At 44.4% G+C, this 20,803-nt stretch carries 16 protein-coding genes and 1 riboswitch; of the genes, 15 read left to right on the forward strand and 1 reads right to left on the reverse strand.

The window, feature by feature from the left end; genetic code table 11:
* Positions 1-81: 81 nt before the first annotated feature.
* Complete coding sequence (locus DW251_RS12090) at positions 82-1,371, reverse strand: glycosyltransferase family 2 protein (protein ID WP_021869140.1); 1,290 nt, start codon at positions 1,369-1,371, stop codon at positions 82-84.
* 274 nt (positions 1,372-1,645) lie between these two features.
* On the opposite strand from DW251_RS12090, the gene DW251_RS12095 reads away from it, so the two are divergent.
* The 15 genes from DW251_RS12095 (at position 1,646) to DW251_RS12165 (ending at position 20,748) form a co-directional block, all read left to right on the forward strand.
* The gene (locus DW251_RS12095) at positions 1,646-2,068 is read left to right on the forward strand and encodes a hypothetical protein (RefSeq protein WP_021869139.1); all 423 of its coding nucleotides are present in this window, start codon (positions 1,646-1,648) and stop codon (positions 2,066-2,068) included.
* Entirely contained in the window at positions 2,065-3,048 is a 984-nt protein-coding gene (locus DW251_RS12100; RefSeq protein ID WP_118301292.1) for an ABC transporter permease, read from the forward strand. Before DW251_RS12095 ends, DW251_RS12100 begins: the two co-directional genes overlap by 4 nt.
* A gap of 78 nt (positions 3,049-3,126) precedes the next feature.
* Positions 3,127-3,990, forward strand: coding sequence for a diadenylate cyclase CdaA (cdaA, locus tag DW251_RS12105; protein WP_118301310.1), 864 nt, complete (start codon positions 3,127-3,129; stop codon positions 3,988-3,990).
* Positions 3,968-5,317, forward strand: a complete 1,350-nt coding sequence (locus tag DW251_RS12110) for a CdaR family protein (protein ID WP_021869136.1) — start codon at positions 3,968-3,970, stop codon at positions 5,315-5,317. The genes cdaA and DW251_RS12110 overlap by 23 nt, the downstream gene beginning before the upstream one ends.
* Before the next feature lie 59 nt (positions 5,318-5,376).
* Positions 5,377-5,640 (forward strand): HPr family phosphocarrier protein, encoded by a 264-nt coding sequence (locus tag DW251_RS12115; RefSeq protein WP_021869135.1) that lies wholly within the window; start codon positions 5,377-5,379, stop codon positions 5,638-5,640.
* A gap of 28 nt (positions 5,641-5,668) precedes the next feature.
* Positions 5,669-7,390, forward strand: coding sequence for a phosphoenolpyruvate--protein phosphotransferase (ptsP, locus tag DW251_RS12120; protein ID WP_021869134.1), 1,722 nt, complete (start codon positions 5,669-5,671; stop codon positions 7,388-7,390).
* Positions 7,390-8,697, forward strand: a complete 1,308-nt coding sequence (locus DW251_RS12125) for an O-antigen polymerase (protein ID WP_118301293.1) — start codon at positions 7,390-7,392, stop codon at positions 8,695-8,697. Before ptsP ends, DW251_RS12125 begins: the two co-directional genes overlap by 1 nt.
* Positions 8,698-8,903: 206 nt before the next feature.
* On the forward strand, positions 8,904-10,181 hold the full coding sequence (locus tag DW251_RS12130; protein WP_021869132.1) for an aminotransferase class I/II-fold pyridoxal phosphate-dependent enzyme: 1,278 nt from the start codon (positions 8,904-8,906) through the stop codon (positions 10,179-10,181).
* A gap of 157 nt (positions 10,182-10,338) precedes the next feature.
* A riboswitch (purine riboswitch) is annotated at positions 10,339-10,434 on the forward strand.
* Between the two features lie 208 nt (positions 10,435-10,642).
* A complete protein-coding gene (gene xdhA / locus DW251_RS12135) occupies positions 10,643-13,069 on the forward strand; it encodes a xanthine dehydrogenase subunit XdhA (protein WP_118301294.1) in 2,427 nt (808 codons plus the stop codon).
* Positions 13,070-13,083: 14 nt separating this feature from the next.
* A complete protein-coding gene (gene xdhB, locus DW251_RS12140) occupies positions 13,084-13,974 on the forward strand; it encodes a xanthine dehydrogenase subunit XdhB (RefSeq protein WP_021869130.1) in 891 nt (296 codons plus the stop codon).
* On the forward strand, positions 13,967-14,455 hold the full coding sequence (xdhC, locus tag DW251_RS12145) for a xanthine dehydrogenase subunit XdhC (protein ID WP_021869129.1): 489 nt from the start codon (positions 13,967-13,969) through the stop codon (positions 14,453-14,455). Before xdhB ends, xdhC begins: the two co-directional genes overlap by 8 nt.
* Positions 14,456-14,484: 29 nt before the next feature.
* The gene (locus DW251_RS12150) at positions 14,485-15,825 is read left to right on the forward strand and encodes a nucleobase:cation symporter-2 family protein (RefSeq protein WP_118301295.1); all 1,341 of its coding nucleotides are present in this window, start codon (positions 14,485-14,487) and stop codon (positions 15,823-15,825) included.
* Positions 15,826-16,076: 251 nt separating this feature from the next.
* Positions 16,077-17,645, forward strand: a complete 1,569-nt coding sequence (cls, locus tag DW251_RS12155) for a cardiolipin synthase (protein WP_118301296.1) — start codon at positions 16,077-16,079, stop codon at positions 17,643-17,645.
* Between the two features lie 219 nt (positions 17,646-17,864).
* Positions 17,865-19,037 (forward strand): S-layer homology domain-containing protein, encoded by a 1,173-nt coding sequence (locus DW251_RS12160; protein ID WP_021869127.1) that lies wholly within the window; start codon positions 17,865-17,867, stop codon positions 19,035-19,037.
* 10 nt (positions 19,038-19,047) lie between these two features.
* A complete protein-coding gene (locus DW251_RS12165) occupies positions 19,048-20,748 on the forward strand; it encodes an efflux RND transporter periplasmic adaptor subunit (protein ID WP_118301297.1) in 1,701 nt (566 codons plus the stop codon).
* Positions 20,749-20,803 lie beyond the last annotated feature (55 nt).

Consider the following 20,803-nt stretch of genomic DNA (forward strand, 5'->3'; position numbering starts at 1 on the left):
AAATGATATGTATCCATGCATCGCTTTTTGCTTTTTATGATCTTCCTTCCAACTACAGGAAGAAGATTTTTCGTATTTAATTTAATTCCTCTTGGAAGTGATCAACTCTCCGGAAGTGTTTCCATGACAGATCGGCTTCCATTCTACTTTCTTAACCAGTGCAACTGCAGAGATCGGGATGTAAGTGAACATGAAGATCGGGAATGTAAATGTATAAAGGATCTTCTTTAATGCAGACAGCTGCACCTGTTTCCACTCACTGATCATGGTGATGGCACCATAAACCAGCAGACTTAAGTAGAACATAACAATGGTCCTTGTAAGGAAGGAAATATTCTCAGCTGCGATCATTCTTGCTATGTAACCAGGTTCTGTCATATAGGAAAATGCCATGCCCAGGTTAATAAGGATAGCGGCAAGAGTAAAGAACATACCAGGTGCTACGGTCATGAAAATATCATAGCAGGAAAATGATTTTCTTCCGCCCTGGAAAAATCCCTTGATCAGTCTCCAGCTGTAATGCCAGTCAACCTGATAAAATCCTTTGGACCAACGCAGTCTCTGGGTCCAGGACTGACCAAATTTTAAAGGCTGCTCATCGTAGATCACAGCCTTATCACAGTAGCCGATGACCTTGCCTTCAATGGCACAGTTAACGGAAAATTCAATATCTTCTGTAAGAAGATGGAATGGCCAGCCGCCGTTTTCGCGGATCACTTCACCGGATACCAGAAAGCCGGTTCCGGAAATAGCACAGTTGGTTCCCAGAAGCATTCTTGGGAAGTTTAAGAAACGGGCCTCCCGCAGGAACCATAAGCCGTAACCAGCTGAGATCCAGTTGGCACCGAAGTTCTTGGAATTACGGTAGCTTGTAAGAGCAGCAAAATGTCCGCTGTCAAAGGTGGCATTCATTTCTTTGACAAAATCAGGATCTACATAATTATCTGCATCAAATACAAAGTAGCCGTCATATACATCTTTACCGGAGGCAGAAAGACATTTGAACAGATAGTCAAGGGCATAACCTTTGCCCACCTGCTGATGGTTGTAACGGCGGTACACCCTTGCTCCTGCCTGTGCAGCAACCTGCGCGGTATTATCTGTGCAGTTATCTGCGATCACATAAATGTCAAGAAGGTCAGATGGATAATTCTGAGCCTTTAAACTGGCAATCAGACCACCGATGACATTTGCTTCATTTCTTGCAGAAATAACAGCAGCGTAACGGTGAAACTGATGGGAACCGGTTTTATTTTTCCTGTGTTTCATAAGAAGCCCCAGGAGCAGATAACCGATCTGATAAAAATAAAAGACTACAAATACAGTTGCGATCACAAAATTAAAATAATGGATCATCTGAAGTGTTTTCATAATATACCTCTTTGTAATACTTGAAATATTTGACAAATTAATAATATTTCTGATTTTAGCGTGATCTTTTTCGCAGAATACAAAATAGCATATTTTAAGAATAATGCAAGTCTTGACAAAGAAATTCATAAAAAATTAATAATTGCTTCATACAATATTCAATTATGAACGGTATTAAAAAGACTTCCTAAAAATTCATTTAAGGTGTCGCAAAACAAAAAAAGATGTGGTATACTAAATTGATAGCATTGGGAAGAAGAAAAAGGAGTGCTTTATGCTGAATGAAGAAAAAATCCAGGCAATGACAGATCTGGCAGTGTTTGAAAAGCATCAGGGCAGAAAAATCTTCCCTGTAAATCAATACTTTAAAAGTGATTATGTAGGAGGGCAGTTGTTCCGTTCTTTTTTCGGGTACACCTTTAGTTTTGCGCTGATCCTTCTTATGTGGATCCTTTATAAACTGGATGTGCTCATGAAGGGAGCTGATATTGATCAGCTGATCGGCTGGATCCGCAACTGGGGACTGGCCTATGTGACCGGACTGGGGGGATATCTTCTTATTACATGGAAGATCTATTCCAGACGGTATGATTTTGCATCCAGAAGCCAGACCATGTATGTGGCCAGGCTTAAACATCTGGACCGTAAATTTGGAAAGGACCGGGGAAAAGAGAACAGAGGAGGAGCCGCTTTATGACAGTTCTTTTGCTGTGGAAAGAGCACCTGAAAGAAATTTATAATAAATACAGCTATGTGATCCGCTTTGTGGTCCGTCTGCTGTTGATCCTGTGTACGATCTTAAGTATGAATGCCAATATCGGCTATATGGCAAAATTGAAAAATCCGGTCGTTGTAGCGCTGCTGTGCTTTTTTGGAGCCTTGCTTCCGGACAGCGGGGCCGTCTTCCTTATAGGATGTGTGATGGTAGCACATGTGTATGCAGTATCCATGGAAATGGCACTGATCACACTGATGATGATCCTGGTAGTGGCTGTTCTTTATTATGGGTTTAAGCCGGGAGACAGCTGGCTTATGATACTGACACCCCTTGCCTTCTTATTTAAGGTGCCTTATGCGGTTGCTTTTTTAGTAGGGCTGGGAGGCAGTCTTATTTCTGTAATACCTGTAAGCTGCGGAGTCTTTTTATACTATCTTCTTATGTATATACGGCAGAACGCAGGCGTCCTTACAGGAGAGGGCAGCGTAGATATCGTACAGCGTTACAGTCAGATCATCCGGTCCGTATGCTTTAACCAGACAATGATGGTGATGATCGCTGCCTGTGCAGTAGGGATCATGGTGGTATACCTGATCCGCAGGCTGTCTGTAGATTATGCCTGGATCATAGCGATCGTAGCTGGAACAGTAGCACAGCTTTTGGTGATCTTTGTAGGAGATTTTGTTTTCGGGGTATCCGTATCTGCAGGAACGCTGATCTTCGGGCTGCTTGTTTCTGTGATGCTGGCTATGATCTACAATTTCTTTTTCTTCTCTGTAGATTATACCCGTACAGAATATGTACAGTTTGAGGATGACGATTATTATTATTATGTAAAAGCGATCCCCAAGATGGCAGTAAGCAGTACCGATGTAAAAGTACAGCGGATCAGCGGGAGAAAGCGGAATACAAGAGAGAAAAATACAGCCAGGAATACGGCTGAAAGAGAATTAAGATAAATGATCAAGATAAATAATTAAGATAACGATAATTAGACTAAAGGAGGATGATATAAGGTGGGAATCTTAACAGAACTTATGATGAAAGCCTCATCCTGGCTGACGCTATTGCCAAGGATCTCCCTCCGGAATTTGTTTGAGATAGCGATTATCTCATTCCTGGTATATGAGATCCTTTTCTGGATAAAAAATACAAGGGCATGGACCTTACTGAAGGGACTTTTAACGATCATGGTATTTGCCATTGTGGCGGTCCTTTTACGTCTGGATACCATTGTCTGGATCCTTAAAAATATTACAACGATCGCAGTAACGGCATTTCTGGTCGTTTTCCAGCCGGAACTGCGAAAAGCACTGGAACAGTTAGGCAGCCAGAACCTGTTATCCGGTATTCTGGCTCAGGATGACGGAAAGAGCAGTCAGGAATTTAATGACCGCACAGTCAATGAACTGGTACGTGCTACTTTTGAGATGGCAAAGGTGAAAACAGGAGCCTTAATGGTCATTGAAAGAGGAACTTCCTTAAAGGAGATCGAGAGGACCGGTATTGAGATCAGCGGACTGGTCACAAGCCAGCTTCTTATCAATATTTTTGAACACAATACACCTCTTCATGACGGAGCGGTGGTGATCCGCGGAAACCGGGTGGCAGCGGCTACCTGTTACCTGCCTCTTTCTGACAATATGTCTATTAATAAGGCATTGGGAACCAGACACCGTGCAGCAGTAGGTGTCAGCGAGACAACAGACAGCCTTACCATTGTTGTTTCTGAGGAAACAGGACGGGTATCTGTTGCAGAAGGAGGAATGCTCCGCAGTGTTCCAACAGCAGAGGCACTTCGGAATATTCTTTCCGGACTGATGAAAGAAGAGCCGGTTTCTTCCAACCGGTTTAAGATATGGAAGGGAAGGCTGATCAATGGGAAAAAAGCTGACAAATAACTTAAAACTAAAGATACTTTCCGTTTTCCTTGCCTTTTTTGTGTGGCTGGCAGTGACCAACATTTCCAACCCGGACGTAACTGCTACCAAGGAAGTACCTTTGGAGGTGCTGAACGAAGATGTGCTTTCCACAAACGGAAAAACCTATGAACTGATCGACAACCGCACGACAGTGACGGTAGCATACAAAGTGCGTACACTGGATGCAGGAAGTATTTCTGCTTCTGACTTCCGGGCCTATATCGATCTGGCAGATATGTACGAGCCTACAGGAGCAGTTCCTGTTAAGGTAGATGTAAAGAATAATAAAGTAGATGCTGTAACAGCAAAACCTATGGTGATCCGTGTGACTACGGAAGATGTACAGCAGAAAAAGTTTGACCTGACTGCCTATACAGAGGGAAAGACCGAGTCCGGGTACAGAGAGGGAACCGTCAATATCGTGCCCACCAGTATTTATGTAAGCGGACCTGAATCACAGGTAGGACGGATCAGTACCGTTGGTATCACCATTCGTTTAGACGGTGCAAACTCTGATCTTTCCGGTACAGCCCAGATCCAGTGCTTTGATGCGAACCGCAATAAGATCACTCTGGATGATCGTGTGACTTTAAGCCGGTCAGAGGCAGATTACACACTTTCTATCTTAAAAGTAAAGACTCTGGGGCTGAATTTTGAGACAGAGGGAAGAGTTGCAGACGGATACCGTTTTACAGGGATCGAGAGTAATGTAAATTCCGTAGATGTAGTAGGACTTAAGTCTGATCTGGCAGAGATCAATGCCATCAACATTCCTAAGTCAGAGTTAAATATGGACGGTGCTTCTGCAGACAAAGAAGTGATCATTGATTTAAACAAATATCTTCCGGAAAATGTAGAACTGGCAGACTCTAACAGCAAGATCCATGTGACTTTAAAGGTAGAACCTTTAGAGACCAGGACCATTGAGTTAAAAACAAGCAAGATCCGCCAGGTAGGCGCTTCCAGCCGTTACAGTTACCAGTATGACAGAGATGCTATCCGTTTAAGCATCAAGGGCTTACAGGAAGATTTAGACCAGCTGACCGATGATGATTTAGAGGCAGAGGTAGATGTAAGCGATATGGGACCTGGAACCCATCCTGGAACTGTTACATTTGAACTGGGTGCAGCTTATGAACTGGTAAGTCAGGATGATCTTCAGATCATTGTCCATGACAGGGAACCGGGAGATACTGTACCGGCACCTACTCAGGAAGAGACAGGAAGCAGTACAAGGGAGACAACAGCAGCTGAAAGCAGCTCCGGTGCATCCAATCATACAACAGCGGCTGAAACAAGTCATTAATTAAGGGGAAAATAAGAAAAAAGGCAGTTTATATGCTGCGGGAAATCAGGAGAATAAATATGGTAAGTGGAACAACAGTGATCAAGAACCCATCCGGTCTTCATTTAAGACCTGCAGGCATCCTTTGCAAAGAGGCTCTGCTTTATAAATCAAAAATCTCTTTTAAGGTACGCAATGTGACAGCAAATGCAAAAAGTGTGCTCAGTGTGCTTGGAGCATGTGTAAAATGCGGAGAAGAGATCGAATTTAACTGTACCGGCCCTGATGAGGAAAAAGCTCTTGCAGCAATGATCAAAATTGTGGAGGACGGATTAGGGGAGTAAACCATAAATTAATAAGGAGGACACACATATGTTTAAGGGAACAAGTGCTTCTGCCGGTATTGGCATTGGCAAAGCTGTGATCGTAGAAGAAGCAGAATTAGTGATCACAAGAAATGAGGTAGCAGATGCAGAGGCTGAGATCCAGCGCTTTAAGGGGGCTCTGGAAAAGACCATTGCAGCTACACAGAAGATGGCAGACGATCTGGCTTCCCGCGTGGGAGAGAAGGAAGCAGAGATTATGCAGGGACACATGATGCTGTTATCAGATCCCATGCTTACAGGGGAGATTGAAAATAGCGTGAAAAATGACAAGGTAAACTGTGAGTTTGCAATTGAAAATGTATGCAATATGTATGCAGATATGTTTGCGTCTATGGGAGACGAATTGATGCAGCAGCGCGCTACGGATATGAGGGATATCAAAGTGCGTATGCAGCGTACATTAATGGGTCTGGAGTCTGTAGATGTATCTTTACTGCCAAAGGGAAGCATACTGGTAGCAAAGGATCTGACCCCGTCCATGACAGCAGGCATCAATCCGGAAAATGTTTCCGGTATCGTAACAGAGCTGGGAGGAAAAACCTCACACAGCGCTATTTTAGCAAGGGCACTGGAGATCCCGGCAGTAGTTGCAGTAAATGGCCTGATGGATGCAGTAAAGGACGGAGACAGTGTAGTCCTTGACGGAAGCACCGGAGAGGTATTTGTAAATCCGGAGGCTTCTGTTGAAAAAGAATACGAAGAAAAGAGAAGCCAGTTCTTAAAAGACAAAAAAGAACTGGAAAAATACATTGGACAGCCTTCTGTTACAAAAGACGGCGTACAGGTAGAGATCGTTGCCAATATCGGTAAACCGGAAGATGTGGACAAGGTGTTACAGTACGATGGAGAAGGCGTTGGTCTGTTCCGTACCGAGTTCCTGTTTATGGACCGTACTGCCATGCCTACAGAAGAAGAGCAGTTTGAAGCATACAAGAAAGTAGCTATTGCATTAAACGGCAAGCCGGTGATCATCCGTACATTAGATATCGGCGGTGACAAAGAGATCCCGTATATGGGACTGGAAAAGGATGAGAACCCATTCCTGGGCTATCGTGCCATCCGTCTGTGCCTGGACAGAAAAGAGGATATTTACAAGCCACAGCTGCGTGCCCTTTTAAGAGCCAGCGCATATGGCAATATCCGTATTATGATCCCTCTTGTAACCTGCATTGACGAGTTAAGAGAGGCAAAAGCACTGATTGAAGAGATCAAGGCTGAATTAGATGAAAAGAACATTGCATACAAGAAAGACATCCAGGTAGGTATCATGGTAGAGACAGCAGCCGCTTCCCTGATCGCAGATATCTTTGCAAAAGAGGCAGATTTCTTCAGTATCGGTACCAATGACCTGACCCAGTATACCATGTCAGTAGACAGAGGAAACAAGAAGGTATCCTATCTGTACTCTACCTTCAATCCTGCAGTACTCAGAAGCATCCGCCACATTATCGCATGCGGACGTGAAGCAGGCATTATGGTAGGTATGTGTGGTGAAGCAGCCAGTGATCCGATGATGATCCCGCTGTTACTTGCCTTTGGTTTAAATGAATTCAGTATGAGCGCATCCGCCATCCTGCGCGCAAGAAAGATGGTAACAGAATACAGTGTAGAAGAACTTCAGGCAGTAGCTGACAAGGCTATGAGCTTTGCAACAACAGCAGAAGTAGAAGACTACATGAGAAAGTTTGTGGAGAAGATTACAGGTTAATGGCAGTTTATCTTATTTGTTATGGAATCAGTTTTATTCTGGCCTGGCAGCACTTATATGTGCTGTCCGGCCTTGTTTTAGTTGGAGCAGCAGTATGGCTGTATATCAGAGATTATATCCGGACAGGAAACCTGATCCACCTGCGAGGTCTGTTCTGTCTGTTTTTTGTAGGAGGGCAGGGAATTTCCTGCTTTAAGCTTTCCTATCTGCAGACGGACTGGCTGCTTATTACATGGATCAGCTTCTTTCTGGCAGTTATGGCATTCTGGTGGGTATTTGAGGTGCTGACCAGATTGTATGACGGCTGGAGTGCAGCGGATATGGGTTCTGTATACAAATATTATTCATCTGCTGACTCCCCTTTACAGGCAAACCGTATTCTGATCTCCATGGCAGTGATCACTCTGGTTTCTATCCTGGCCTTTGCTTTTGAAGCATGGAGACTGGGCTTTGTGCCGATGTTTTCCTATGGCGTACCACATGCATATTCTTATTTTCATATTAAAGGGATCCATTACTTTACTGTATCCTGCGTACTGGTCCCAAGTCTTTCCGTCGTATACTGTCTGATGATGGCAAGAAGAGGAAGAGGACTGGTAAGATACAAGGGCTTCTGGCTGGCAGTGATCTGTGATATTGTGGCAGTGATGATCCCGCTGTTATGCGTTTCCCGTTTCCAGCTGATCCTTGCAGTGGGAATGGCTGTATTTACCTACATTTCCATGACAGGAAGCTTCAGCCTGGTTTATGTGGGAGTGTTGTTTGTGGCACTGATCCCGGCTTATGTTGCCTTGACTGTGCTTCGCAGCCATAGCGTCGAGTACTTAAACGGCATTTTTGAGATGAAGAATAGCCATATGCCGATTTTTATCACTCAGCCATATATGTATATCGCTAATAACTATGACAACTTTAATTGTATGGCAGCGGAGTTAAAACATTTCTCCTTTGGACTTAAGGGACTGTTCCCGTTATGGGCGCTGACAGGACTTAAATTTATCTTCCCGTCACTGGCAGATTTTCCACTGTTTGTGACAAAAGAAGAACTGACTACAGTAACACTGTTTTATGATGCGTTTTATGATTTTGGTGTTGTGGGAATGGTATTTTTCGGCGGTTTTTTAGGGGGTGTCTGCTATCTGTTGGGACGTTTCAGAAGAAAACTCACCTGCCCCGCCGGTCATGTGATCTACGCCCAGATCGCCATGTACATGATGTTGTCTTTCTTTACAACATGGTTTTCCAATCCTACTACCTGGTTTTACCTGATCGTGTCCGGGATCGTGTATGTGTATGTGAATTCTTAATAATGGATAAAATTGAAAAATAAACTGTTTAGGCTCTGCGGCTGCAGGGCCTTTTTGCTGCTGTACCATTGACTAACAGACCAAAACGGTTGGTTGAAGCACCTGTATGAGTGATTTATAATGGAATGAGTGCAGAGAAAAATAAGCGGCTGCGTAGCAGACATTTGTTTTTCGCAAGCCATTAAACTCATACAAGGAGAAGGAACATGGAAAAGAAACAATCATTAGATACCATTTGTATCCAGGGCGGCTGGCAGCCGAAAAACGGAGAGCCCAGACAGCTTCCAATCTATCAGAGTACTACTTTTAAATATACTACAAGCGAACAGATGGGACGTCTGTTTGACTTAGAGGAAAATGGCTATTTTTATACAAGACTGGCAAATCCAACCAATGACGCAGTAGCAGCAAAGATCTGCGCTCTGGAAGGTGGCGTAGGCGCTATGCTTACCTCTTCCGGTCAGGCAGCTAACTTTTATGCGATCATGAACTTATGCCAGGCAGGTGACCATGTAGTCAGCTCTGCAGCAATCTACGGCGGAACCACCAACCTGTTTACGGTTACGATCCCGAAAATGGGCGTAGAATGCACTCTGGTAAGCCCGGATGCAACAGAAGAAGAGCTGGCAGCAGCTTTCCGTCCAAATACAAAGGCATTATTTGCTGAGACCATTGCAAACCCGGCTTTAACAGTTCTGGATATTGAGAAGTTTGCAAAGGTAGCTCATGAGCATGGTGTACCTCTGATCGTGGACAATACCTTCGCAACCCCGATCAACTGCCGTCCGTTTGAGTGGGGCGCAGATATTGTTACCCACAGTACCACCAAGTACATGGATGGACATGCTATGACAGTAGGCGGCTGTATCGTAGACAGTGGAAACTTTGACTGGGAAGCCCATCATGATAAGTTTACCGGTTTAACAGAGCCGGATGAGTCTTATCATGGCATTATCTATACACAGAAGTTTGGAAAACTGGCTTATATCACAAAGGCAACTTCCCAGCTGATGCGTGATCTGGGATCCATCCAGTCCCCGCAGAATGCTTTCCTGATCAATGTAGGACTGGAAACACTGCACCTTCGTATGCCAAAGCACTGTGAAAATGCCTTAAAGGTAGCTACTTACTTAAAATCCAGGGAAGATGTTGCCTGGGTCAACTATCCGGGACTGGAGGGAGATAAGTACTACGAGCTGGCAAAGAAATACATGCCAAACGGTACCTGCGGCGTTATCTCTTTTGGCTTAAAGTCCGGAAGAAAGGGCGCAGCAGACTTTATGGATAAGTTAAAGCTGTGCTCCATTGAGACTCATGTGGCTGACTCCCGTACAGCTGTTCTTCATCCTGCAAGCCATACCCACAGACAGCTGACAGATGAGCAGTTAGTAGAAGCAGGCGTAGACCCGTCTATGATCCGCCTTAGTGTAGGTATTGAAGGTGCAGACGATATTATTGAGGATATCCGGCAGGCTCTGGAGTAGACAAAATGAAAGAAATTCGTTATTTTTTGTTGAGAATAGCGATTAATCATTAATAAAAACTACATAAAATTGTGCAATATGCACAAATACAATAAAATATTTTTGAGAAATTTCAATCTAGACTAAAAAAATAGTTAGATATATAATAAAGACAATCAAATAAACCAATTGTCTGATATGTATATCCTGGGGATCGGCCCAGAGTCTCTACCAACTACCTTAAGAGTTGACTACATAGTTTATGTAGTCAGCTCTTTTTTTCTACCCTCAGGGTACATTTTCCGTAGTTATCCTGTAAGCATCTGCGATGGGGTTTGGCAGGTCAAAATGGGGAAGTGGAAAGGGCTGTTTTTCATCAGATAGGGGCTGTCCTCTCAGGTACAGCAGACAAAAAACTTCTCACATGATTAAGTACAGAAAGATTCCGGGAGAACATAAGGTTAGTAAAGGAGGAAGCGTTTATGAAAGTTGTAGGTCAGGGATTGAACCGTGTTGATGCATATGGAAAAGTAACTGGCGAAGCGAAATACAGCGCAGATTTAGAGCCAAGGGATATCCTTCATGGAAAGGTGATCCATTCTACTATTGCAAATGGTCTTGTAAAAAGCTTTGATCTTACAGAAGCATTAAAGGTACCTGGTGTTGTAAAGATCCTTACCTGCTTTGACGCACCGGACTGCCAGTTTCCAACTGCAGGTCATCCATGGAGCGTAGAGGCAAAGCATCAGGATATCTGCGACAGAAGAGTATTAAACCAGAGAGTAAGGCTGTATGGAGATGATATTGCAGCAGTTGTAGCTGAAAATGAGGTAGCAGCTGCACAGGCAGCCCGTCTGGTAAAGGTAGAATATGAGGAATATGAGCCGATCGTTACCGTAAAGGCAGCTATGGCACCGGGGGCAACACCACTGCATCAGGATATCCGTAAAGATAATGTGATCGTTCACTCCCATATGACTATGGGACCAAAGGATTTTACCTTTGAAGACGGCTTAAAACAGGCAAAAGAAAAATATAAAGAGGAAGATCTGGTGGAGATCAATGAAGTATACGATACACCACGTATTTCCCACTGCCATATCGAACTTCCTGTTTCCTGGGCTTATGTAGATGTAAACGGAAAAGTAACCGTTGTTTCTTCTACCCAGATCCCGCATATTGTACGCCGCTGTACAGCGCAGGCGTTGGGTATTCCGATCGGTAAAGTCCGTATTATCAAGCCATATATCGGCGGCGGATTTGGAAATAAGCAGGATGTGCTGTATGAACCGTTAAATGCGTTCCTGACAATGAGCGTAGGCGGAAGACCTGTAAGACTGGAGATCAGCCGTGAGGAGACCATTTCCGGAACCAGAACCCGTCATGCCATCGAAGGTGTATGCCGTGGTCTGGTAACAAAGGACGGTACGGTTCTTGCAAGACAGTTAGACGCTTATGCAAACAACGGAGGTTATGCTTCCCATGGCCATGCAATCTGCGCTAACTGCGGAAACGTATTTAAGGATCTGTACAGAGACCGTTTAGGTGCTGAGATTGACTGCTGGACTGTTTATACTTCTTCACCGACTGCCGGTGCTATGCGTGGATATGGTATCCCACAGGCAGCATGGTTTGCAGAATGTCTTACAGATGATATGGCAACAGCTATTGGCATGGATCCCTATGAATTCCGTATGAAGAACTGTATGGAAGACGGTTTCGTAGATCCTGCAAATGGTATTACATTCCATACATATGGCTTAAAGAAATGTATGGAAGCAGGAAAGAAATACATCCACTGGGATGAAAAGAGAAAAGAGTATGCAAACCAGACCGGTCCTGTAAGACGTGGTGTGGGAATGTCTATTTTCTGTTACAAGACAGGTGTACATCCGATCTCACTTGAGACATCTTCTGTACGTATGGTATTAAACCAGGACGGCTCCATGCAGGTATCCATGGGTGCTACAGAGATCGGTCAGGGCGCAGATACAGTATTCAGCCAGATGGCCTCTGAGACTACAGGCATTTCCTTTGACAAGGTATTTATCGTATCCACCCAGGATACAGACCTGACACCATTTGATACAGGTGCGTATGCTTCCAGACAGACTTATGTATCCGGTATGGCCTGCAAGAAATGTGCAACGGAATTAAGACACCGTATTCTGGACTATGCAGCATACATGTTAAATCATGATGTGACGGATCTTTCCAAGACTGTGTACGCAGATCTGGTAAAAGAGTCAGCTGGAAAGCTTCGTGAAGCATTAGGACTCCATCCGGAAGATGAGGTTAAGGAAGATATGTTAGACATCGTTGACAGCAAGATCGTTGTACACGGTGGTGATCCGGTCCTCTTTGATGTGGCAGTAGTAGCAGATACAGCCTTCTATTCATTAGATAAATCCATTCATCTGACTGCAGAAGTGACCAACCAGTGTCTGGATAATACATTCTCCTCCGGCTGCTGCTTTGTAGACGTAGAAGTAGATATGCCACTGGGACTGGTAACTGTAAAGGATATCATCAATGTTCATGACTCCGGTATCCTGATCAATCCAAAGACAGCAGAGGCACAGGTACATGGCGGTATGAGCATGAGCCTTGGATTTGGACTTTCCGAGGAATTATTAGTGGATGAAAAGACAGGACGTCCATTAAACAACAACCTGCTGGATTATAAGATCCCGACTGCTATGGATGCGCCGGATCTTCATGTGGAGTTTATCCAGTTAGATGACCCAACAGGCCCTTATGGAAACAAGTCTCTGGGTGAGCCACCTGCAATCCCGGTTGCGCCTGCAGTAAGAAATGCGATCTTAAATGCTACCGGTGTTCATATGAACGTAAGTCCTATGACAGCACAGAGACTGATCGAAAAATTCAAGGAAAAAGGTCTGATCTAGGGAGGTGAATGAGTATGTTTGATATTAAATCATTTTATGAAGCAAAAGATGTAAAGGATGCAGTGGAAGCACTGGTACGGGAGCCTGAGGCAGAAGTCATCAGCGGCGGTACCGACGTACTCATCCGTGTAAGAGAGGGAAAGGATGCAGGAAGAGCCCTGGTATCCATCCACAATATTAAAGAATTAAAGGGCGTAAAAGTCCTGGAAAACGGAGATCTGTGGATCGGAGCTGCAACTGCATTTTCCCATATTACCAATGATCCCACCATCCAGAAGCTGGTTCCTATGTTAGGCGAAGCAGTAGATATGGTAGGCGGACCTCAGATCCGTAATACCGGTACCATTGGCGGAAATATCTGCAACGGCGCTACATCCGCAGACTCCGCAGCAAGTATGTGGACCCTAAACGCGCTGATCCAGTTAGAAGGACCAGAAGGACACAGAGAGGTGCCGATCCATGAGTTCTATACAGGACCAGGACGCACAGTAAGAGACAGATGTGAGGTCTGCACCGGTTTCATTATCAAAAAAGAGGACTATGAAGGCTGGTACGGACAGTATATTAAATATGGAAAGCGTAAAGCCATGGAGATCGCGACCTTAGGCTGCGCTGTACGTGTAAAACTGTCTGCTGACAAAAAGACCATTGAAGATGTAAGACTGGGATACGGGGTTGCCGGACCTACACCTTTAAGATGTCACGCAGCAGAAGAGTATTTAAGAGGAAAGGCTGTTTCTGATAAAGAGGCAGCAGCAGAGTTTGCCAAGCTGGCGCTCACAGAAGTAAATCCAAGATCTTCCTGGAGAGCTTCTAAGGAGTTCCGTCTTCAGCTGATCGAAGAGCTGGCAAAACGTGGCCTGGCAGAGGCTATAAGAAGAGCAGGAGGTGAAGAGGATGCTTAAGATCATTCATATGACAGTAAACGGAAAGGAAACAGAACTTGCAGTGGATGAGAGAGAGTCTCTTCTGGATACACTGCGCAACCGCTTAGGACTTACATCCGTAAAAAAAGGATGTGAAGTAGGAGAATGTGGTGCCTGTACTGTGCTGGTCAATGGAGAAGCCATTGACAGCTGTATATATCTCACCATGTGGGCAGACGGAAAGAGTGTAATGACCGTAGAAGGATTGAAGGGACCAAACGGGGAATTGTCTCCGATCCAAAGGGCGTTCATTGAAGAAGCAGCTGTGCAGTGCGGCTTCTGTACTCCGGGCCTGATCATGAGTGCAGTAGAAATTGTAGGAACAGGAAAAAAATATAACAGAGAGGAGCTGAAAAAACTGATCTCCGGGCATCTGTGCCGCTGCACAGGATATGAGAATATCTTAAATGCCATGGAACGTATTGTGGAGGAGGTTTACAAGGTAAGCCATAAAGAATAATCGGGGGAAGATTGGAGGCAGCAAAAACTATGAAAGAGAATGCAAACTGCAGTATCAGCAACATTTACAAACTAGACGGGCGGGTGCCCATTGGAAAGGCCATTCCATTTGGTCTTCAGCATATTTTGGCAATGTTCGTATCTAACCTGGCACCGATCACCATGATCGCAGGTGCCGCAAAGGTACCGGTTACCGGAGCAGAGCTTGGTATGCTTCTTCAGAACGCAATGTTCGCAGCAGGTATCGCAACGATGATCCAGTTATATCCTTTATGGAAGATCGGATCCAGACTTCCCGTTGTAATGGGTGTCAGCTTTACCTTCGTAACTGTACTTAGTACGATCTCAGCTAATTACGGGTATCCGGCAGTAATAGGAGCCGTATTGATCGGTGGTCTGTTTGAAGGAACTTTGGGACTTTCTGCAAAGTACTGGAGAAAGATCATAAGCCCGATCGTAGCAGCATCTGTAGTAACCGCTATTGGTTTCTCACTGTTTACTGTAGGTGCCAGATCCTTTGGCGGTGGCTATGCAACCGACTTTGGTTCCGTTTCAAACCTGCTGTTAGGTCTGATCACATTAGCAACCTGTCTGCTTTGGAATATGTTTGCTAAGGGATATTTAAAACAGCTTTCAGTATTAGCTGGTCTGATCGTTGGTTATATTGTTGCAATCTTTATGGGTAAAGTAGATTTAAGTATGATCATGTCCGGCGGCATCGTGGCACTTCCACATCTGCTGCCGATCAAACCGGAATTCCACGCAGGAGCCATCATGTCAGCATGCATTATCTTCCTGGTATCTGCTGCTGAGACCATTGGTGACACTTCTGCACTGGTAGCAGGCGGTTTGGGACGTGAGATCACAGGAGAAGAGATTTCCGGTTCCTTAGCATGTGATGGCTATGGTTCCTTTATTTCCGGTCTGTTCGGATGCCCGCCAGTTACCTCTTTCTCTCAGAACGTAGGTCTGGTAGCAATGACAAAAGTTGTAAACCGTTTCACTATCATGACTGGTGCAGTTGCAATGATCCTGGCAGGTCTGTTCCCACCGATCGGTAACTTCTTTGCATCCCTTCCTCAGTCTGTACTGGGCGGATGTACCATCATGATGTTTGGTACCATTTTAACATCTGGTATGCAGATGATCGCTAACTGTGGATTTACCCAGAGAAATATCACTATTGTTGCAATGGCATTATCCATTGGTATTGGATTTACCACTACCAGTGAAAGTGGTATCTGGGCTGAATTCTCACCAGTTGTTCAGTCTGTATTCTCTGCAAACGTAGTAGCAGTTGTGTTTGTAGTAGCAATTATCATGAACCTGATCCTTCCAAAGAATATGGAAGTGGAAAAACTGGATAAATAAGGGAAATAGGAAAACATACATATATAATGTATACGGGAAAAAGAACGTGACAAAGGTCCGGAGTCAGAATATGGCTCCGGGCCTTTTGTGTGTATCAAAACAGGGTGATCCAGTGATCTGACATAGATTTGACAATGATCTTACATGTGTACATTGCATTTTATGGAAAAAAGTGGGATAATTATTGTTTAAATAAGTTATGATAGAAGTAGATTTTATTGTTGAAAAATGTGAAATGAGGAGCGATATACATGAAATCACAGCCGAGACCGAGAAGCCTTTTCAGGATCATTTTTGGAAGGACCACTTTTGTGATCCTGGGATTGCTTTTGCAGATCGCCTTTTTCTTCAGCATTTTCCGCTGGTTGGGAAATTATATTCATTTTGTTTATATTACTTATGTACTGGTAAGCTCATCTGTTGTCATCGCTATTTTAAACCGGCCTATGGATTCCAGCTTTAAAATGGCATGGATCATACCGGTACTGCTGATCCCTATTTTCGGCATTATCTTATATGTGTTTGTGCAGGTCCAGTTCCAGACAAGGGCGCTGGCAAGACGGGTCAATCTGTCTGTTGAAAAAACAAAACCTTATCTTGTCCAGGACCCACAGGTGCAGAAGCGGCTGCGGGCAGCCAGTGTGCGTGGAAGCCGTCTGGTAGATTATATGAACCACATTGCAGGTTTCCCTGTGTATGAAAATACAGCAGCGAAATTCTTCCCTCTGGGAGAAGATATGTTTGAGCAGCTGATGGAAGAATTAAAAGCAGCAAAGCATTTTATCTTCATGGAATATTTTATCATTGACCGGGGCTATATGTGGGACAGTATCCTGGAGGTTTTAAGGCAGAAAGCGGCAGAGGGAGTAGAAGTACGTGTCATGTATGATGGTATGTGCTGTCTTATGCTCCTTCCTTATCATTATCCCCAGAAACTGGAAAATATGGGCATCCGGTGCCAGATGTTTTCACCAATCAAACCAGTGCTTTCCACACACCAGAATTACAGGGATCACAGAAAGGTTACAGTGATCGATGGACATACCGCCTTTACAGGAGGTGTGAACCTGGCAGATGAGTATATTAACAGGAAAGAACGTTTTGGACACTGGAAAGATACAGCCATCATGATCAAGGGAGATGCTGTAAAAAGTTTTACCATGATGTTTTTGCAGATGTGGGATGCAGCCAGCTCCAAAAGTAAGAATGAAGAAAATTATGAGCAGTATCTGGTGCCGGCGGATTACAAACTGCCGGAGGTATATAAGGCAGATGGCTTTGTCATGCCTTATGCAGACAGTCCCTTAGATGAAGAACAGGTGGGAGAGCAGGTCTATCTGGATATATTAAACCAGGCAAAGTCCTATGTACACATTATCACCCCTTATCTGATCCTGGATGACGGGATGAAAAATGCCATGGCTTATGCAGCCAAGCGTGGCATTGATGTAAAGATCATTATGCCCCATATCCCGGATAAAAAGTATGCTTATCTCCTGGCAAGGACGTACTATCCGGAACTGATCGCTTCCGGAGTGAAGATCTACGAGTATGAGCCTGGTTTTACCCATGCAAAGATCTTTGTCAGTGATGATGAAAAGGCAGCAGTGGGAAGCATCAACCTGGATTTCAGAAGTTTATATCTGCATTTTGAATGTGGAACCTATTTATACAGAAACAGTACAGTTGCAGATGTGGAGAAGGATTTTGAAAATACACTGGAAAAATGTATTCCTGTTACGTTAAAGGACTGCGCACAGTACAACTGGTTCGGGACCAAGGCAGGAAGATTTTTAAGATTGATTGCACCTCTCATGTAACAAGCCCAAAAGAAAAACAAGCGCCACCGCAAGGTGGCATTTGTTTTTCTTGGGCTATTAACGAAGGTCCCGCCTGTGACTATTTTTGACCAAAAAAACACAACCAGAACACATTTTGTTCACAAACCAATGATAAACTTTCAAACAATGAACGAAACATGAACAAATACGAAAAAGTTGTTTAAACAGATGTGAATTGTTTGAGAGGAGTTTTCCATTATGAAAGTACGAAAAAACCACACACGTTTCCTGTGCGGCTCTCTGGCGGCTGCAGCGGCTATTTCTCCTATACTGAGTATAACTGCATGGGCAGACAATATTTCCACAGCCAATTTTAATCTGCGCCAGCAGGTTGTAAAGCTGACCGGTATCATGGAGATATCCAGTTTCAGGGAAAGTGTTACCAGAGCGGACTTTGCAAAAATGCTGGTAAAGGCATCCAGTTACCGCGAAAATCTGCCAACTTCCAATGTTTCTGTTTACGCAGATGTGCCGGCAACGGATCCAAATGCAGTGTATATCCGCATTGCAGCAAGAGAAGGCTGGATGAGTGGGTACTTAGGTGGAAAATTCAAACCGGAGGATCCGGTCCTTTATAAAGATGCAGTAAAGGCTATCCTTACCATGTTAGGTTATACAGATGATGATTTTACAGGAGATCTGGTCTCTTCCCGCATATCCAAGTTTAACTATCTGGAATTAAACGAGGATGTAAGCCGTCAGGCTGCCGATGAGGTGAACCAGACAGACTGCATGAATATTTTTTATAACCTGTTAAAGACCAAGAAAAAGGACAGCAATGAGATCTATGGTACGATCTTAGACTGTGAGTTAAATTCTGACGGTGAGATCAATCCCATCACTATTCTGGATGATGAGCGGAAAGGCCCGATTCTGGTACATAAAAACTTCAGCGTTTCCCAGTCTGTACCTTTTGATACAGAAGACGCAAATGTGTTCTTAAATGGTGTGGCAAGTACTTTATCTGCAGTAAAATCCGCCCAGCAGCAGGCTGGTTTTGCAGTTTTATATTACAATGTAAAATCAAAGACGATCTGGGCTTATACCACCATGGGCTGGGACAATGATGATAATTCCGGCAATAACTCTTATATCCTCTTAAAGGGTGAGATCAAAAATATTTATTATAAATCCACGGATGTTATGACACCAACTTCTGTTCGTATTGAAGTAGATCAGGCAAATTCAGATGACAGCTTTGATACCAGCGAGGATGTAGACTCTGATGGTTACCTGACCATCAGCCTTGACTCTTCGGAACTCCAGTATATGTTCTCTATTTATGGAGATCTGGAAGTAGGCGATGACGTAGTCCTGGTATGTAACCGCAACGGAAGCTCTTATACAGCGGTTGATGCACTTGAATACTAAGGGGGATATTATGAAAAAGAAGAAAAAGTGGATCAAACTGGTGATCATCCTTCTTGTGATCGCCATTGCAGCAAGAGCTATCTTTGTATGGAAAAGTCATAAGGCTAAGGCAGCAGCGGCAGCTGCAACAGCAGAAAATACAGCAACCGTAGAAAAAAGAAGCATCAGTTCCCAGCTGTCTTCTTCCGGCACATTGGAGGCAAAGGATACTTACAGCATCACTTCCATGGTGGAAGGTGAGGTAGTATCTGCCAACTTTGAGGAAGGTGACCAGGTGGAGAAGGATCAGGTCCTTTATGAGATCGACCGATCCAGTATGGATACAGACTTAAACAGTGCCCAGAATTCTGTTACCCGGTCCCAGACCTCTTATGCAGACGCACTGGATGATTATAACCAGGCAGCATCGGATTACAGCGGAAATACATATAAGGCAACTGATACAGGCTATATTAAGGAACTGTATATCAGCGTGGGAGATAAAGTCAGCGGAAATACAAAGCTGGCAGACATCTACAGTGATGATCTGATGGAGATCCGCATTCCATTTTTAAGCGGGGAAACAGAACTGATCCCTGTAGGCAGCACAGCTGTTCTTACACTGGTTGATTCCGGGGAGCAGATCGAAGGTACCGTTAAGGCAGTTGCAAACAGGGAAGAGACTCTTTCCGGCGGCCGTCTGGTAAAATATGTGACGATCACTGTAAATAATCCAGGCGGACTTACCACTTCAACAGTAGCTTCTGCCCAGATCGGTGAGTTTGTAGGCAGTGAAGAGGGTACTTTTAAGGCTTCCACAGATACTACTATGAACGCAGATCTGGCTGTAAGCGTAGAAGTAGAAGAACTGCTGGTCCATGAGGGCGATTATGTGACCAAGGGAACTCCTATTTTCCGTATGACTTCCCGTACAGCAGAAAAACTGATGCGCAATTATAAGGATGCTTTAGACAAGGCCCAGGAAAGTGTAGAGTCTGCCCAGAGCAAGTTGGAAAGCACCCAGGACAGCTACGATAATTATACCATCACAGCACCGATCTCCGGACAGGTGATCACAAAGAACTTTAAGGTAGGAGATAACATTACAAAAAATACCAGTTCTACCACTACACTGGCAACTATTTATGACCTGTCTGCACTGACATTTAAAATGTCCATTGATGAACTGGATATCCAGAGTGTAAAGGTGGGCCAGAATGTAACTGTAACAGCAGATGCCTTTGAGGGCCAGACCTTCTCAGGAACAGTTACAAATGTCAGTCTGGAAAGTACATACTCTAATGGTGTCAGCACCTATCCGGTTACTGTAACCATGGATGAAGTAGGAGATCTGCTTCCTGGTATGAATGTAGACGGTGTGATCACATTGGAAGAAGCAAATGATGTTCTTACCATCCCGGTAGATGCCCTGATGAGAGGCAACCAGGTCTATATCAAAGATGACTCTGTAAAAGAGCAGCAGGGACCGGTTCCAGCAGGCTTTAAGGCAGTGGAAGTAGAAACAGGTCTGACCAACGACTCTTATGTGGAGATCAAGAGCGGACTTTCTGAAGGTGATACAGTCTATGTGGCTAAATCCAGCACCGGTTCTACCAATTCCTTTATGGGTGGCCCGGGAATGGGCGGCCCCGGAGGCGGTATGGGCGGCCCGCCAAGCGGTGGCGGTAATGACGGCGGAAACCGTGGTGGAAACGGCGGCGGCCCAAGATAGAGTTATCCACAAGAGAGCAGGGCAGTGTGAAAGGAGTTTTTATGTTTCGTTTGTG

Origin of the sequence: Clostridium sp. AM22-11AC (assembly GCF_003473545.1) — a bacterium.
Taxonomy (GTDB): domain Bacteria; phylum Bacillota; class Clostridia; order Lachnospirales; family Lachnospiraceae; genus Enterocloster.

Bases quoted from the DNA above. Each gene is read 5' to 3' on its own strand.
- DW251_RS12090 (WP_021869140.1), bottom strand. From the start codon at position 1,371: ATGAAAACACTTCAGATGATCCATTATTTTAATTTTGTGATCGCAACT.
- DW251_RS12095 (WP_021869139.1), top strand. From the start codon at position 1,646: ATGCTGAATGAAGAAAAAATCCAGGCAATGACAGATCTGGCAGTGTTT.
- DW251_RS12100 (WP_118301292.1), top strand. From the start codon at position 2,065: ATGACAGTTCTTTTGCTGTGGAAAGAGCACCTGAAAGAAATTTATAAT.
- cdaA (WP_118301310.1), top strand. From the start codon at position 3,127: ATGATGAAAGCCTCATCCTGGCTGACGCTATTGCCAAGGATCTCCCTC.
- DW251_RS12110 (WP_021869136.1), top strand. From the start codon at position 3,968: ATGGGAAAAAAGCTGACAAATAACTTAAAACTAAAGATACTTTCCGTT.
- DW251_RS12115 (WP_021869135.1), top strand. From the start codon at position 5,377: ATGGTAAGTGGAACAACAGTGATCAAGAACCCATCCGGTCTTCATTTA.
- ptsP (WP_021869134.1), top strand. From the start codon at position 5,669: ATGTTTAAGGGAACAAGTGCTTCTGCCGGTATTGGCATTGGCAAAGCT.
- DW251_RS12125 (WP_118301293.1), top strand. From the start codon at position 7,390: ATGGCAGTTTATCTTATTTGTTATGGAATCAGTTTTATTCTGGCCTGG.
- DW251_RS12130 (WP_021869132.1), top strand. From the start codon at position 8,904: ATGGAAAAGAAACAATCATTAGATACCATTTGTATCCAGGGCGGCTGG.
- xdhA (WP_118301294.1), top strand. From the start codon at position 10,643: ATGAAAGTTGTAGGTCAGGGATTGAACCGTGTTGATGCATATGGAAAA.
- xdhB (WP_021869130.1), top strand. From the start codon at position 13,084: ATGTTTGATATTAAATCATTTTATGAAGCAAAAGATGTAAAGGATGCA.
- xdhC (WP_021869129.1), top strand. From the start codon at position 13,967: ATGCTTAAGATCATTCATATGACAGTAAACGGAAAGGAAACAGAACTT.
- DW251_RS12150 (WP_118301295.1), top strand. From the start codon at position 14,485: ATGAAAGAGAATGCAAACTGCAGTATCAGCAACATTTACAAACTAGAC.
- cls (WP_118301296.1), top strand. From the start codon at position 16,077: ATGAAATCACAGCCGAGACCGAGAAGCCTTTTCAGGATCATTTTTGGA.
- DW251_RS12160 (WP_021869127.1), top strand. From the start codon at position 17,865: ATGAAAGTACGAAAAAACCACACACGTTTCCTGTGCGGCTCTCTGGCG.
- DW251_RS12165 (WP_118301297.1), top strand. From the start codon at position 19,048: ATGAAAAAGAAGAAAAAGTGGATCAAACTGGTGATCATCCTTCTTGTG.